Annotated in this window: 14 protein-coding genes; 11 read left to right on the forward strand and 3 right to left on the reverse strand. The window is 58.5% G+C overall.

Annotated elements, in window-relative coordinates:
- Positions 1–13: 13 nt before the first annotated feature.
- Complete coding sequence (locus DYL61_RS25380) at positions 14–997, forward strand: FecCD family ABC transporter permease (protein ID WP_193559457.1); 984 nt, start codon at positions 14–16, stop codon at positions 995–997.
- The gene (locus DYL61_RS25385) at positions 997–1,764 is read left to right on the forward strand and encodes a heme ABC transporter ATP-binding protein (RefSeq protein ID WP_135310627.1); all 768 of its coding nucleotides are present in this window, start codon (positions 997–999) and stop codon (positions 1,762–1,764) included. The genes DYL61_RS25380 and DYL61_RS25385 overlap by 1 nt, the downstream gene beginning before the upstream one ends.
- A 243-nt stretch (positions 1,765–2,007) precedes the next feature.
- On the opposite strand, the gene DYL61_RS25390 is transcribed toward DYL61_RS25385, so the two are convergent.
- The 3 genes from DYL61_RS25390 to DYL61_RS25400 all read right to left on the reverse strand — a co-directional run bounded on the left by DYL61_RS25390 (position 2,008) and on the right by DYL61_RS25400 (position 4,476).
- On the reverse strand, positions 2,008–2,280 hold the full coding sequence (locus DYL61_RS25390) for a TfoX/Sxy family protein (protein ID WP_105698742.1): 273 nt from the start codon (positions 2,278–2,280) through the stop codon (positions 2,008–2,010).
- Between the two features lie 202 nt (positions 2,281–2,482).
- Positions 2,483–2,827 carry a pentapeptide repeat-containing protein gene (locus DYL61_RS25395; RefSeq protein ID WP_135310628.1) on the reverse strand — a complete coding sequence of 115 codons (345 nt, stop codon included), beginning with the start codon at positions 2,825–2,827 and terminating at the stop codon, positions 2,483–2,485.
- Between the two features lie 92 nt (positions 2,828–2,919).
- Positions 2,920–4,476: a bifunctional aminoglycoside phosphotransferase/ATP-binding protein gene (locus DYL61_RS25400; protein ID WP_135310629.1), complete on the reverse strand. Its 1,557-nt coding sequence runs from the start codon at positions 4,474–4,476 to the stop codon at positions 2,920–2,922.
- Positions 4,477–4,594: 118 nt separating this feature from the next.
- Here DYL61_RS25400 and mrcB point away from each other — a divergent pair, with 118 nt between their 5' ends.
- From mrcB to msrQ, 9 genes are all read left to right on the forward strand, one after another.
- On the forward strand, positions 4,595–6,919 hold the full coding sequence (gene mrcB, locus DYL61_RS25405) for a penicillin-binding protein 1B (RefSeq protein WP_135310630.1): 2,325 nt from the start codon (positions 4,595–4,597) through the stop codon (positions 6,917–6,919).
- 16 nt (positions 6,920–6,935) lie between these two features.
- A complete protein-coding gene (locus DYL61_RS25410; protein ID WP_135310631.1) occupies positions 6,936–7,670 on the forward strand; it encodes a tetratricopeptide repeat protein in 735 nt (244 codons plus the stop codon).
- Positions 7,670–7,999 carry a YqcC family protein gene (locus DYL61_RS25415; protein ID WP_135310632.1) on the forward strand — a complete coding sequence of 110 codons (330 nt, stop codon included), beginning with the start codon at positions 7,670–7,672 and terminating at the stop codon, positions 7,997–7,999. The genes DYL61_RS25410 and DYL61_RS25415 overlap by 1 nt, the downstream gene beginning before the upstream one ends.
- 431 nt (positions 8,000–8,430) lie before the next feature.
- On the forward strand, positions 8,431–10,155 hold the full coding sequence (locus tag DYL61_RS25420; RefSeq protein ID WP_135310633.1) for an acetolactate synthase 3 large subunit: 1,725 nt from the start codon (positions 8,431–8,433) through the stop codon (positions 10,153–10,155).
- 2 nt (positions 10,156–10,157) lie between these two features.
- Complete coding sequence (gene ilvN, locus DYL61_RS25425; protein WP_003176102.1) at positions 10,158–10,649, forward strand: acetolactate synthase small subunit; 492 nt, start codon at positions 10,158–10,160, stop codon at positions 10,647–10,649.
- A 47-nt stretch (positions 10,650–10,696) separates the two neighbouring features.
- A complete protein-coding gene (ilvC, locus tag DYL61_RS25430; protein ID WP_105698748.1) occupies positions 10,697–11,713 on the forward strand; it encodes a ketol-acid reductoisomerase in 1,017 nt (338 codons plus the stop codon).
- A gap of 145 nt (positions 11,714–11,858) precedes the next feature.
- Positions 11,859–12,716, forward strand: coding sequence for a CDP-diacylglycerol--serine O-phosphatidyltransferase (gene pssA / locus DYL61_RS25435; RefSeq protein WP_076952869.1), 858 nt, complete (start codon positions 11,859–11,861; stop codon positions 12,714–12,716).
- A gap of 63 nt (positions 12,717–12,779) precedes the next feature.
- Complete coding sequence (gene msrP / locus DYL61_RS25440; RefSeq protein ID WP_135310634.1) at positions 12,780–13,793, forward strand: protein-methionine-sulfoxide reductase catalytic subunit MsrP; 1,014 nt, start codon at positions 12,780–12,782, stop codon at positions 13,791–13,793.
- Complete coding sequence (gene msrQ, locus DYL61_RS25445) at positions 13,793–14,413, forward strand: protein-methionine-sulfoxide reductase heme-binding subunit MsrQ (RefSeq protein WP_135310635.1); 621 nt, start codon at positions 13,793–13,795, stop codon at positions 14,411–14,413. Before msrP ends, msrQ begins: the two co-directional genes overlap by 1 nt.
- Positions 14,414–14,528 lie beyond the last annotated feature (115 nt).

Genomic DNA, 14,528 nt, shown 5'->3' on the forward strand with positions numbered 1-14,528 from the left:
GGCGCTGCTGTGTGTGTTGGCGATTTGGCTCTCACTGGCACTGGGCCCCGTCAGCCTGCCGTTGCTGGACACGCTCAAAGCGGCGTTGCGCTTGATGGGTGCGCCAATCGAAGCCCAAGGGCTGGAGCAGGCGGAGCTGATCCTGGGCCAGATCCGTTTGCCGCGCACGCTGCTGGGATTGGCGGTGGGCGGCGTCCTTGCATTGTCGGGCGTGGCAATGCAGGGATTGTTCCGTAACCCGCTGGCGGATCCCGGGTTGGTCGGTGTGTCCAGCGGTGCAGCGCTTGGGGCGGCGGTGGCGATTGTCGGCGGCTCGTTCTTTGGCGGTTTGCCGGAGGCGTTCGGGCCATACCTTTTGTCGTTGTGTGCATTTCTCGGCGGGCTGGGCGTGACTGCGTTGGTCTACCGGCTCGGGCGCCGCAATGGCCAGACCAGTGTGGCGACAATGCTGCTGGCCGGTATCGCGCTGACGGCGCTCGCCGGTTCGGCGGTAGGTTTGTTCACCTATGTGGCGGACGACGCGACCTTGCGCACCCTGACCTTCTGGAATCTGGGCAGCCTTAACGGTGCCAGTTATTCACGGTTATGGCCGCTGCTGCTGGTGACTGCCGGTGTGGCGCTGTGGTTGCCGCGTCGGGCCAAGGCGCTGAATGCGCTTTTGCTGGGAGAGTCCGAGGCCAATCATCTGGGGATTGATGTTGAGGGGTTAAAGCGCGAGTTGGTGTTCTGCACGGCCATGGGCGTCGGTGCTGCGGTGGCTGCTGCGGGCATGATCGGGTTTGTCGGATTGGTGGTGCCCCATTTGGTGCGATTGCTGTCGGGGCCGGATCATCGGGTGTTGTTGCCTGCGTCGGTGCTGGCGGGCGCGTCCTTGCTGCTTTTGGCTGATTTGGTTGCGCGCCTGGCCTTGGCACCGGCGGAGTTGCCGATCGGGATTGTCACTGCATTTATAGGCGCGCCCCTTTTTCTTTATCTGTTGCTGTACAGGAGAGTCTGATGCTGCGGGTGGAAAAGTTGCAGATCCGTCGCAATCACAAGACTGTGCTGGCCGATGTCACGCTGGACCTGCAACCGGGCGAAGTGCTCGGCGTGCTAGGCCCAAATGGTGCGGGCAAAAGCACGCTGCTCGGCGCGCTGTGCGGTGAGCTGAAACCGGATGCAGGGCACGTTTGGCTGGACCAACGCCCGCTGAGCGAGTGGGGTGGTGCGCAACGAGCGCAGCGTCTAGCGGTTCTGCCGCAGACCTCGACGCTGGATTTCGCGTTTCGTGTCGATGAGGTGGTCGGCATGGGGCGTTTGCCTCATCAGACCGGTCGCGTGCGTGACGACGAAATTATTGAGGCTGCCCTGCACGCGGCGGATGTCGGTCATTTGAGCGGTCGCAGCTACTTGGCACTGTCCGGTGGCGAACGCCAACGAGTGCACTTGGCGCGTGTGCTGGCGCAGCTCTGGCCGGGTGAGGCGGGGCAGACACTGCTGCTGGATGAACCGACTTCGATGCTTGATCCCCTGCATCAACATACGACCTTACAGTCGATTCGCACCTTTGCCGATCGCGGCGCGGCGGTGCTGGTAATCCTCCACGACCTCAATCTGGCCGCTCGTTACTGTGATCGGATCCTGCTGCTGGAGGAAGGCCGTCCTCATGCTTTGGATACGCCATTGCAGGTAATGCGCCCAGAGCCATTAAAAGCAGTGTTTGGATTGGATGTGTTGGTACAGCCCCATCCAGAGCGCGGGCATCCGTTGATCATTGCGCGTTAAACGCAGTTTTCCACAGGCAAAAAAAGACCCGGCAAGAGCCGGGTCAAATAACCGTGATTAGCCTGATGAGGAGATAATCTGAGAGTCCGAACCAATGGTCTTTCAGTTATCGGCTGATCTCGCGACCAGTTGTGATAATCATAACGATTCTCATTTGAGAGTCAATATTTGTTTTTGCGTACTTCCCGGGTTTTCTCAAACGCTTGTTTGGAATGCCTGCAAACGCTGGTTTATCTCGCAGAACTAATTCTTCTGACGCGCCGAAATCGCATCCAATTGGCGATTCAGCGCTTCTTTGCGCTCGACAGGAATATCGTTCCAGTGCACATCCATCAATGCCCCCTCGATTGCATACAGCAATACTTTCGACGCCCGGAACCCGCGAGTCCGCACGGCTCGGTAGGCATCGACCGCGCCCAGGCGACGCAAGTCGGACGCACTGTGGATGCCCACCGCATGCAGCCACTGTGCCGAGGTTTTGCCGAGGTTTTTCAGGTGTTGCAGCTCATCATTCATCAAGCCTCCTTGCGACGGCCGAACGGTGCGGTGGGTATCGTGACCAGGCAAGCCTGAAAAGGAGTGTAGCGCTCAGTAGGAAAAGCGTGGTTCTTTGGTCAAGAACGGCCAAAAGCTTATAAGAATGACGCGAGGGTTTTGCTGGCGGGAATGGGCAGAGGCCCCGGTACGCATGGCGTGCCGGGGTTGAAGGCGGTGTCGTTTATTTAGTGCGGTAGCGCAGGCGGGTGCCGAAATTGACGGACATAAGGATCTCGTCGGCAGTCAGTTCAGGCGGGAAGTAAGCGCCAGAGATCTGTGCATGGGCCAGGCTGGCGCCTTCCAGTGAACAGTCACGCAAATCAAGGCCGCGCAAGTCGGCGGAACGGAAGTAAGCATCGGTAAAGTCCACGCCCGTGGCATTCAGCTCGCGCAGGTCCAGCCCCCGGAAGTCGCCACCGCGCATATCGATGGCACCGTCTTTCGGGCGTTCCTGGTTGAAACCTCGGATATCGTCTTTATGCAGGAGCGAGTAAAGCGGGGTATCAAGAAGCTTGGGCTGACTCATGATGGCAACTCCTGTTGGATTTATGACGCCATTATAGTGCCACTATTGCTCGGCCGTGCGCCCAAGTAGGCGACACGACCAAGAAATTTTTCTTACAGTCCAGGCAAGCGCTGACGGATCTGTGCGACCACCGCGTCCAGCGTCCCGCTTTGATTGGTCTCGACACGTTTACTCAGGAGCAGCTCTTCGGCGGTCAGCGGCTCGCGGTTGGCCTGCTGTTGTTCGATAACGCTGAGTGTTGCGTCGGAAGGATCGGTTTTATCCGCCTGACGTTGCTCCAGCCAACTGGCGATAACGGCCTGTGGAGCGTTGCAATCCAGGATCAGGAACGGCGCACCGGTGGCTTCGGCAACCTTGGCGGCGGCGTCACGTTGTTCGCGTTTCAGGAACGTGGCATCGATCACGACCGGGAAACCAGCGCGCAGCACGGTGTCGGCGATTTCATTCAGGCGGGCGTAGGTCGCGGCACTGGCTTGGGCTGCGTAAATGCCGGCCTGTGGGGTGTTTTCCACCTGTTGTTCGCCAAACAAGCGCTTGCGCTCTACGTCCGAGCGCAGGCGCACCGCGCCCAATGCCTCCACCAGGCGCATGGCCACATGGCTTTTGCCCACTGCCGAAACGCCATGGGTAATCGCCAGGAAGCGCGACGGGATGGTGCTGTAGCTTTCCGCCAGGTTGGCGTAGTTGCGGTACTGGCGCAGGGTGGTGGCGCGCTGTACCGGGCTGGCATCGCCCGGCATGCTGAACAGCGAGACCTTGGCGCGTACCAGGGCGCGGTAGGCTTTGTAGAAGTTCAGGACTTCAAGGCCTTGATAGTCGCCGGTCAATTCCAGGTATTGGCTGATGAAGCGTCGCGCCAGGGACTTGAGGCCACGGTCTTCCAGGTCCATCGCCAGGAAACCGGTGTCGGCGTACACGTCGGTAAAACGGAACGGCTCGTTGAACTCGATGCAATCGAAGATGACCACGCGGCCATCAATCAAGGTGGCGTTGCCCAGATGAATGTCACCGTGGCATTCACGGGTGAAGCCATCCAACTTGCGTTGTGCCAGCAGTGGCTTGAGGCGCTCGAAGCTGCTTTCGGCCCAGGCTTGCAGTGCGTCCAACTGTGCCAGGTCTGCTTTGTCGCTGAGGAATGGGCGGATCTGGTCGAAGTTCTGGCGCACCGGCGCCATGACCTCGTCCGGGGTGCCGGCCGGGTGTTCCTGCGGTACTTTCGGCGCAGTGAGGTGGAAGTGCGCGATTTGCTTGGCCATTTCGTCGATGTGCGCGCTGGTCAGTTCGCCGTTGGCTTGCAAGGTGCTGAGCAGCTGGCTTTGTGGGAACTGACGCATCTTCAGCGCGTACTCGATCGCCACCCCTTCACCGCCCAGTTGTGGGGCATCTGCACTGCCGGTGATCGGTAACACTTCAAGATACAAATCTTCGGTCAGACGCTGATTGAGGCGCAGCTCTTCATTACAGAAGTGGCCGCGATCTTCCAGGGAGGTGAAGTCAAGGAAGCCGAAGTTCATCGGTTTCTTCAATTTATAGGCGTAGGGGCCAGTGAGGATGACCCAGGAAATATGGGTCTCGATGACTTGAAACGCTTCAACCGGATGGGGGTACAAAGCCGGGTTTTGCAGGGCTGCGATCAGGGACTGGCTCACGGGCGATCCTTCAGAGTCTGGGGGAAATCATGGCGGGCATTATGGCGGTTGAGGGCTGCCGTGCAAACCGCTGTCCGGTTCATGTTGATCCTCAATAAAGTGCGTATAATCCGCCGCCATGACTCGATCCCGATCTCCCCGTTCCCGTAAAAAACCTCCTTCCCGTGGCTTGCGTCCGTGGCTCGGCTGGGCGCTCAAGCTCGGCCTGGTGGGCCTTGTGGTACTTGCCGGCTTCGCGGTGTACCTCGACGCAGTGGTCCAGGAGAAGTTCTCCGGCAAGCGCTGGACCATTCCGGCCAAGGTGTATGCACGCCCGCTGGAACTGTTCACTGGCCAAAAGCTGAGCAAGGATGACTTCCTCACCGAACTCGATGCCCTCGGCTATCGCCGCGAACCCGTGAGCAATGGCCCGGGCGCGGCGGCAGTCAGCGGTAATACCGTCGACCTGAACACCCGCGGCTTCCAGTTCTATGAAGGCCTGGAGAAAGCCCAGCCGGTGCGCGTGCGCTTCTCCGGCGACTATGTGGCTGAGTTGTCGTCACTTAATGGTTCCAAGCTGCCGGTGGTGCGCCTGGAACCGCTGATGATCGGCGGCATTTACCCGAAAAACCTTGAAGATCGCATCCTGATCAAGCTCGATCAGGTGCCGCCGTACCTGCTTGAAACCCTGGTCGCGGTAGAAGACCGGGATTTCTACAGTCACTGGGGCGTGTCGCCGAAGTCGATTGCCCGTGCCATCTGGGTCAACACCTCTGGCGGCAAGATGACCCAGGGCGGCAGTACCCTGACGCAACAATTGGTCAAGAACTTCTACCTGACCAACGAGCGCAGCCTGACCCGTAAGCTCACCGAAGCCATGATGGCGATGCTGCTGGAGATGCACTACAGCAAGCAGGAAATTCTAGAGGCCTACCTCAACGAGGTGTTTGTCGGCCAGGATGGTCAGCGCGCGGTGCACGGTTTTGGTTTGGCCAGCCAGTTCTTCTTTGGCCAGCCGCTGTCCGAGCTGAAGCTGCATCAAGTCGCTTTGCTGGTGGGCATGGTCAAGGGACCGTCCTATTACAACCCGCGTCGTAATCCTGAGCGTGCACTTGAGCGCCGCAACCTGGTGCTGGATGTGCTTGAACAGCAGGGCGTGGCCACAGCTGAGCAAGTGGCGGCGGCGAAGAAAATGCCATTGGGCGTCACCACGCGCGGCAAGCTGGCGGACAGTTCGTTCCCGGGCTTTATCGACTTGGTCAAACGCCAGTTGCGTGAAGACTACCGCGACGAAGACTTGACCGAAGAGGGGCTGCGGATCTTCACCAGCTTCGATCCAATCCTGCAGATGAAGGCCGAAGCCTCGGTCAACGATACCTTCAAGCGCATGACGGGCCGTAAAGGCGCGGATGAAGTCGAAGCGGCCATGGTCGTGACCAACCCGGAGACCGGTGAGGTCCAGGCGCTGGTGGGCAGTCGACTGGCCAGTTTCGCCGGGTTCAACCGGGCGCTGGATGCGGTGCGGCCGATTGGTTCGTTGGTCAAGCCGGCGGTCTACCTGACGGCTTTGGAAAAACCGAGTAAATACACCCTGACCAGTTGGCTGTCCGATGATCCGCTGTCGGTGAAGGGCGCTGACGGCCAGGTGTGGACGCCACAGAACTTTGATCGCCGTTCCCATGGCACGGTGTTCCTGTACCAAGGCTTGGCACATTCCTACAACATCTCCACTTCACGCCTCGGGCTTGAAGTCGGTGTTCCGAACGTGCTGAAAACCCTGGGACGCCTGGGCATTACCCGTGAGTTCCCAGCCTTCCCGTCGATCCTGCTGGGCGCTGGTGCCATGACGCCGATGGAAGTCGCGACCATGTACCAGACCCTGGCCAACGGTGGTTTCAACACGCCGATGCGCGGGATTCGCAGCGTGTTGACCGCCGAAGGGGAGCCGCTCAAGCGCTACCCGTTCCAGATTCAGCAGCGTTTCGACGCGGGCTCCATCTACCTGATCCAGAACGCCATGCAGCGTGTTATGCGTGAGGGCACTGGCGCCTCGGTCTATCGGACCTTGCCGTCGAACCTGACGTTGGCGGGCAAGACCGGTACCAGTAACGACTCGCGTGACAGCTGGTTCGCAGGCTTCGGCCAGGATGTGCTGGCGGTGGTGTGGATGGGCCGTGATGACAACGGCAAGACCCCGTTTACCGGTGCGACCGGTGCGCTGCAGGTGTGGACCAGCTTTATGCGCAAGGCCGACCCGCTGCCGCTGAACATGCCGCAGCCGGACAATATCGTGCAGGCCTGGATTGATCCGCATACCGGGCAGGGCTCCGATGCCAACTGTCCGGGCGCCGTACAGATGCCGTATATTCGCGGCAGCGAACCGCCAGCCGGCGCCGCGTGCGGGGGCAGTGCCCCGGCTGACGCGGAGTCGGTGATGGATTGGGTCAAGGGCTGGATGAACTAAGCAAAGAGGGTTTCACGTGAACAAGTGGTTGTTTCCAGCTATTACAGCTCTGGCTTTGCTCAATGGTTGCGCCAGCGTGCAGCGCGGCTCGATTCCGGTGGTGGATTCGAGCACTGCCGTCTCCAATAATGACCGTATCTCGGCCAATGGCGGATTCCGCCAGACCGTGACCAATCGTCCGGCCCAGGCCAAGCCTCAAGCTGTGCCGCAGGATTCGGGTGTGGTGGTGATGGTGCCGGGTGGTGGTGCGGCGACCGCGGCGCCTATCAGCGCGGAACCGTGGACGCCTGGGCCAAGCACCTCGGGTCCGATCGACGCCACGCCGATTCAAACGGCGCCGATCAACCAGAGCACCTACACCCTGCCGTCGACGCCGAGTGGTATTCCTTCGTCGTCCAATTCCGGTGGCCTGTCGGCTGACGAGCAATTGGACGGTCCGGTACTGGCTCTGTTGACCACCGCCCAGCAACAGCAGGCGGGGGGCGATTTGAATGGCGCATCGTCGAGCCTTGAGCGCGCCCAGCGCGTTGCACCTCGCGAGCCGCAAGTGCTGTATCGCCTGGCACAGGTGCGTATGGCCCAGGGCGATGCCCCACAAGCAGAGCAGTTCGCCCGTCGCGGCCTGACCCTGGCCAACGGCCGCCCTGACCTGCAAGCCAACCTGTGGGCCTTGATCGGTGATGCACGTGCCGCGCAAGGCGATGCCGCTGGTGCCGCTCAAGCGCGGCAAAAAGGCAAGGTCACTTACTGATGGATGCCCGCTTTCCCGCGATTGCCGAACAGTTGTTGCTGATCGAGCGTGAACTGCGTGTGCAGGGCTGGTGGGACGAGGTGTCCCCCAGTGCCGAAGCGCTCAGCAGCGTCGAGCCCTTTTCGGTGGATACTTTGGATTTCCATCAATGGCTGCAATGGATCTTCCTGGTGCGCATGAAGCAGATTCTTGAGCAGGATCTGCCGCTCCCGAATGCGTCAGGAATCATGGAAATGGCCGAGATGGTCTATGCCGACCGCCCGCAAGAGAGCCTCGGCTTGCGTAACGCGCTGAAAAAGTTCGACCAATTGATCGTCGACGCTCGTTAATTGCCTGACTGCCGGTTTTTCCGGCAGTCTTGCGCATATTTCTACCGCTTGACGACATTCAGGCGAGTTTTATCCCTCCTCAAAGCCCTTTCTTCTACGTTCTCATGCGCTTAGATGGAAAAAAGCGCAATTATTGCTTGACTTGAAGGGCCTGAAACAGAAGAATCCAAAGTCCGCTGTATCGGGACTGCCAGAAGCAGGCCCGCTCAGCAGATCATGAGGCGCACATCCGCGCCGACCTGTTACACCCGCAACGCGTTACCTCGCGCTGGGTGGGAGAAGCCCGCAACACTTGGGACGATCCCAATACTTGCTCAGTCAGTGCTGACGTAGTCGGCGACCACCGTCGCTCATGCTCTGTTGAGAAGTAAACCTATTAAGACCCGTCGGTTTTCAACGGACGGTATTCTGGCGTTTTAGAGGTGAACAACGTGGAGCTTTTATCTGGCGGTGAGATGCTCGTCCGCTTTTTGCGTGACGAAGGCGTCGACTATATCTACGGGTACCCAGGTGGTGCTCTGCTGCATGTCTACGACGCACTGTTCAAGGAACCGGCTGTTAACCACATCCTGGTTCGCCACGAACAAGCTGCAACCCATATGGCTGACGGTTACGCCCGTGCCACCGGTAAAGCCGGCGTGGTACTGGTAACGTCAGGGCCAGGCGCAACGAATGCCATTACCGGCATCGCGACTGCCTATATGGACTCCATCCCGATGGTGATCATTTCTGGCCAGGTACCAAGCACCTTGGTCGGTACCGATGCATTCCAGGAAACCGACATGATCGGTATCTCCCGGCCGATCGTGAAACACAGCTTCATGATCAAGCATGCTTCGGAAATCCCGGAAGTCATGAAAAAGGCCTTCTACCTCGCACAGTCCGGTCGCCCGGGCCCTGTCGTGGTCGATATCCCGAAAGACATGACCAACCCGGCCGAAAAATTCGAATACGTCTTCCCGAAGAAAGCCAAGCTGCGTTCCTACAGCCCGGCCGTACGTGGGCACTCGGGACAAATCCGCAAGGCCGCCGAAATGCTGCTGGCGGCCAAGCGCCCTGTGTTGTACTCGGGTGGCGGCGTAATCCTGGGCGGCGGTTCTGCACCACTGACCGAATTGGCCAAGCTGCTCAACCTGCCGGTGACCAACACCCTGATGGGCCTCGGCGCATTCCCGGGTTCGGACAGTCAGTTCGTCGGCATGCTCGGCATGCACGGCAGCTACACCGCCAACCTGACCATGCACCACGCTGATGTGATCCTAGCGGTGGGCGCGCGTTTCGATGACCGCGTGATCAACGGCGCGAGCAAGTTCTGCCCGAATGCCAAGATCATCCATATCGACATCGACCCGGCGTCCATCTCCAAGACCATCAAGGCCGATGTGCCAATCGTGGGTCCGGTTGAAAGCGTGTTGACCGAAATGGTCGCTGCGCTCAAGGACATCGGCGAAACGCCGAACAAGGAGTCCGTTGCCAGCTGGTGGAAGCAGATCGACGAGTGGCGCGGTGATCGCGGCCTGTTCCCTTACGACAAGGGCGACGGCAGCATCATCAAGCCTCAAACCGTGATCGAGACCCTGTGTGAAGTGACCAAGGGCGACGCCTTTGTAACCTCCGACGTGGGCCAGCACCAGATGTTCGCCGCGCAGTACTACAAGTTCGACAAGCCTAACCGCTGGATCAACTCCGGCGGCCTGGGCACGATGGGCTTTGGTTTCCCTGCGGCCATGGGCGTGAAACTGAGCTTCCCGGACACCGACGTCGCGTGCGTCACCGGTGAGGGCAGCATCCAGATGAACATCCAGGAACTGTCGACGTGCCTGCAGTACGGTCTTCCGGTGAAGATCGTCTGCTTGAACAACGGCGTACTGGGCATGGTTCGCCAGTGGCAGGACATGAGCTACAACAGCCGTCACTCCCATTCCTACATGGAGTCGCTGCCAGATTTCGTCAAATTGGTTGAAGCCTATGGCCACGTCGGCATTCGCATCACCGATCTGAAAGATCTGAAGCCGAAGATGGAAGAGGCGTTCGCCATGAAGGATCGCCTGGTGTTCATCGATATTCAGGTGGATACCAGCGAGCACGTCTACCCGATGCAGATCAAAGACGGCTCTATGCGCGACATGTGGCTGAACAAGACGGAGCGTACCTAATCATGCGGCACATTATCTCCCTGCTTCTGGAGAACGAACCCGGCGCTCTGTCTCGTGTTGTCGGCCTGTTTTCGCAACGTAACTACAACATCGAAAGCCTGACCGTGGCCCCGACCGAAGACCCGACCCTGTCGCGCCTGACGTTGACCACTGTCGGTCACGATGAAGTGATCGAGCAGATCACCAAGAACCTCAACAAGCTGATCGAAGTGGTCAAGCTGGTCGACTTGTCGGAAAGTGCCCACATCGAGCGCGAGCTGATGCTGGTCAAGGTCAAGGCCACGGGTGCCCAACGTGCCGAAATCAAACGCACTACCGATATTTATCGCGGGCAGATCGTCGATGTGAGCGCCAGCGTTTATACCGTTCAACTGACCGGTACAAGCGACAAGCTGGACAGCTTCATCCAGTCGATCGGGACGGCCTCGATTCTGGAAACGGTACGCAGTGGTGTCACCGGGATTGCCCGTGGCGACAAAGTACTCAGCATCTAACTCAAATTAGCGAATGGCCTTACGGCCTGGATATATAGAGGAACCTCATGAAAGTTTATTACGATAAAGATTGTGACCTGTCGATCATCCAGGGCAAGAAAGTCGCCATCATCGGCTACGGCTCCCAGGGTCACGCACAAGCTTGCAACCTGAAAGACTCCGGCGTTGACGTCACCGTTGGCCTGCGTAAAGGTTCGGCTACCGTTGCCAAGGCTGAAGCCCACGGCCTGAAAGTGACTGACGTTGCTTCCGCCGTTGCGGCTGCCGACCTGGTCATGATCCTGACCCCGGACGAGTTCCAGTCCGCGCTGTACAAGAACGAAATCGAGCCGAACATCAAGAAAGGCGCCACCCTGGCCTTCTCCCATGGCTTCGCGATTCACTACAACCAGGTTGTGCCGCGCGCTGACCTCGACGTGATCATGATCGCGCCGAAGGCTCCAGGCCACACCGTACGTTCCGAATTCGTTCGTGGCGGCGGTATCCCTGACCTGATCGCGATCTACCAGGACGCTTCGGGCAACGCCAAGAACGTTGCACTGTCCTACGCTGCTGGCGTGGGTGGCGGTCGTACCGGCATCATCGAAACCACCTTCAAGGACGAGACCGAGACCGACCTGTTCGGCGAACAAGCTGTTCTGTGCGGCGGTACCGTTGAACTGGTTAAAGCCGGTTTCGAAACCCTGGTTGAAGCTGGCTATGCGCCAGAAATGGCCTACTTCGAATGCCTGCACGAACTGAAGCTGATCGTTGACCTCATGTACGAAGGCGGTATCGCCAACATGAACTACTCGATCTCCAACAACGCCGAATACGGCGAGTACGTGACTGGCCCGGAAGTAATCAACGCCGAGTCCCGTCAAGCCATGCGCAACGCCCTGAAACGTATTCAGGACGGCGAGTACGCCAAAATGTTCATCAGCGAAGGCGCTACCGGCTACCCTTCGATGACCGCCAAGCGTCGTAACAACGCCGCTCACGGTATCGAAGTGATCGGCGAGGAGCTGCGCTCCATGATGCCGTGGATCGGTGCCAACAAGATCGTCGACAAAGCCAAAAACTAAGTCGTACGCTTCAAGGAAAAACGCGGCTTAGGCCGCGTTTTTTCGTTTGGGGGGCGGGTTCTGGTATAAAGCTGCATCGTTTGCGGGCGAACACTCGCCGCAAGTACCTGTCGAATTTTTTTCACACCGTTGCAAGGTAAAGTCCATGAGCGAACGTCCCGAAGAGCCAAGCCAGGCTTCTGACGCCGAAAGTCTGCTACCCATCGATGAGCATGTCGAAGAAGGGCATGACGCGGAAGGTCGCAAGGTCCGGCATCGTGGCATCTATCTTTTGCCCAACCTGTTCACCACGGCGAACCTGTTTGCCGGGTTCTACTCCATCATCAACTCAATGAGCGCCCAGAGTGCGCTGGCAGCAGGTGATGCAGCCAGCGCCAGCAAATATTTCGGGTTTGCTGCCATCGCGATTTTCGTGGCCATGGTGCTCGACGGCCTTGATGGCCGTGTGGCGCGGATGACCAATACCCAAAGTGCTTTTGGTGCCGAGTACGACTCGTTGTCCGACATGGTTGCCTTTGGTGTGGCGCCCGCATTGCTGGCGTTCGCTTGGGCGTTGGGGGATATGGGCAAGGTTGGCTGGATGGTTGCCTTCATCTATGTCGCCGGTGCGGCTTTGCGCCTGGCCCGTTTCAATACCCAGGTGGGGACTGCCGACAAGCGCTATTTCATCGGTCTGGCCAGTCCGGCAGCGGCGGGTGTTGTGGCGGGTATCGTCTGGGCGTTCAGTGACTATGGCATCCAGGGATCGAAGATGTCGTTCCTGGTGGCGTTGATGGTTGCGGCAGCCGGTATGCTGATGGTCAGCAATATCAAGTACAACAGCTTCAAGGAGCTGGATCTGAAGGGGCGCGTGCCTTTTGTGGCGATCCTGGCGGTGGTGCTGGTGTTTGCCGTGGTGTTCAGTGATCCGCCGCGAATCCTGCTGCTGGCGTTCCTGGTCTACGCAGCGTCTGGTCCTGTGCAGTATCTGTTGCATCTGCGCCGGGACAAAACATTGCCTTAATGTAATTTCCCCCATACTCCGCAGTCTATTGGTGCATCAGTCCTCCAATGCTGCGGAGTTGCCATGCTAATCAAATTGCCTAAAGCGTCCGATTGTCATGAATCGGATGTCACACCTGAATCGTTCTACCTCTCTCGCCGCAGTTTGCTCGGCGGTGCACTCGCCGGAGTTGCTGCAAGCAGCTTACCGCGTTGGGCCAATGCCGATGAGGCTGCCCGTTATGCCGATGTTGAGCCGGGCAAGGCGCCCAACTGGTTTGCCGAAAAGCTTCCCGCTACTCAATGGCAGGCGGTGACAGTGAAAGGCGAGGCAATCACGCCCTTCAAAGACGCAACCCATTACAACAACTTCTATGAGTTCGGTACCGATAAGGGCGACCCTGCAGCAAATGCAGGTTCACTCAAGACTGAGCCGTGGAGCGTTGTCATCGATGGCGAGGTTGCCAAGCCTGGGCGTTATGCCTTGGAAGACTTCATGAAGCCGTATCAGTTGGAGGAGCGAATCTACCGTTTGCGCTGTGTCGAGGCATGGTCAATGGTTATCCCCTGGATCGGCTTCCCCATATCGGCTCTGCTCAAGCAAGTCGAACCGACCTCCAAAGCCAAGTACATCCGTTTTGAAACACTCCAGGATTCCAAGAGTATGCCGGGGCAGCGTTCGAGTTTCGGCTTGATCGACTGGCCTTATGTAGAAGGGCTGCGCCTGGATGAAGCGATGAATCCCTTGGCGATCCTTGCCGTTGGCATGTATGGGCGGGAATTGCCCAATCAGAATGGCGCGCCGCTGCGATTGGTCGTGCCGTGGAAGTATGGTTTCAAGAGTGTGAAGTCGATTGTGCGGATCAGCCTGGTAAGTGAGCAGCCGAAAACTACCTGGCAAAGCATCGCTGCGAATGAGTACGGGTTTTATGCGAACGTGAATCCTGCGGTTGATCACCCTCGTTGGACCCAGGCAAGGGAGCGGCGACTGCCGAGCGGTCTGTTCAGTCCAAATGTGCGCGAGACGCAGATGTTCAATGGCTACTCGGATGAGGTTGCCTCTCTTTATACCGATCTCGATCTGCGGAAGAACTACTGATGCGTTTTCCGGTCTGGCGGGTCGGCGTCTTTATCGCGGCAGCAGTATGGCCATTGTTATGGTTGTATGAGGCATGGAGTTCTGCCCTAGGGCCTGATCCTGGAAAAGTGTTGGTTGATCGGTTGGGGCTTGGAACATTGATCCTGTTACTGATCACCCTAAGCATGACACCGATGCAGAGGTTGAGCGGGTGGGCAGGGTGGGTAGCGGTGCGTCGCCAGTTGGGGTTGTGGTGCTTTGCTTATGTGGTGCTGCACTTGGCGGCTTACTGTGTGTTTGTGCTCGGGCTGGATTGGTCGCAGTTGGGGGTAGAACTGCGTAAGCGGCCTTACATCATCGTGGGTGCGCTAGGCTTCCTGTCGCTGTTGGTGTTGGCGGTTACGTCCAATCGCTATAGCCAGCGTCGGTTGGGGAGTCGCTGGAAGAAGCTGCATCGGCTGGTGTATGTGATTCTTGGGCTTGGTTTGCTGCATATGTTGTGGATCGTGCGGGCTGATCTGAAGGAGTGGGCGGTCTATGCATCTTTAGGCGCACTGCTATTGATCCTGCGTATACCGCCGGTGATGCGCCGGATCCCTCGGCTTATTGCCAAAAAATCACCTTCTGCAACAAAAGTGTAATTAAAGGTTGACGGCAGATTCTGGAGGCCTATAATTCGCCCCACTTCCGGCGCAGTCGAAACGGAAAACTCTTTGGTAAACAATGAGTTACGCAGTTTTCGACAGTCAGTTGCTT

The organism is Pseudomonas nabeulensis (genome assembly GCF_004682045.1).
Taxonomy (GTDB): Bacteria; Pseudomonadota; Gammaproteobacteria; order Pseudomonadales; family Pseudomonadaceae; genus Aquipseudomonas; species Aquipseudomonas nabeulensis.

Bases quoted from the DNA above. Each gene is read 5' to 3' on its own strand.
- DYL61_RS25385 (WP_135310627.1), top strand. From the start codon at position 997: ATGCTGCGGGTGGAAAAGTTGCAGATCCGTCGCAATCACAAGACTGTG.
- DYL61_RS25390 (WP_105698742.1), bottom strand. From the start codon at position 2,280: ATGAATGATGAGCTGCAACACCTGAAAAACCTCGGCAAAACCTCGGCA.
- DYL61_RS25395 (WP_135310628.1), bottom strand. From the start codon at position 2,827: ATGAGTCAGCCCAAGCTTCTTGATACCCCGCTTTACTCGCTCCTGCAT.
- mrcB (WP_135310630.1), top strand. From the start codon at position 4,595: ATGACTCGATCCCGATCTCCCCGTTCCCGTAAAAAACCTCCTTCCCGT.
- DYL61_RS25415 (WP_135310632.1), top strand. From the start codon at position 7,670: ATGGATGCCCGCTTTCCCGCGATTGCCGAACAGTTGTTGCTGATCGAG.
- ilvN (WP_003176102.1), top strand. From the start codon at position 10,158: ATGCGGCACATTATCTCCCTGCTTCTGGAGAACGAACCCGGCGCTCTG.
- ilvC (WP_105698748.1), top strand. From the start codon at position 10,697: ATGAAAGTTTATTACGATAAAGATTGTGACCTGTCGATCATCCAGGGC.
- pssA (WP_076952869.1), top strand. From the start codon at position 11,859: ATGAGCGAACGTCCCGAAGAGCCAAGCCAGGCTTCTGACGCCGAAAGT.
- msrP (WP_135310634.1), top strand. From the start codon at position 12,780: ATGCTAATCAAATTGCCTAAAGCGTCCGATTGTCATGAATCGGATGTC.
- msrQ (WP_135310635.1), top strand. From the start codon at position 13,793: ATGCGTTTTCCGGTCTGGCGGGTCGGCGTCTTTATCGCGGCAGCAGTA.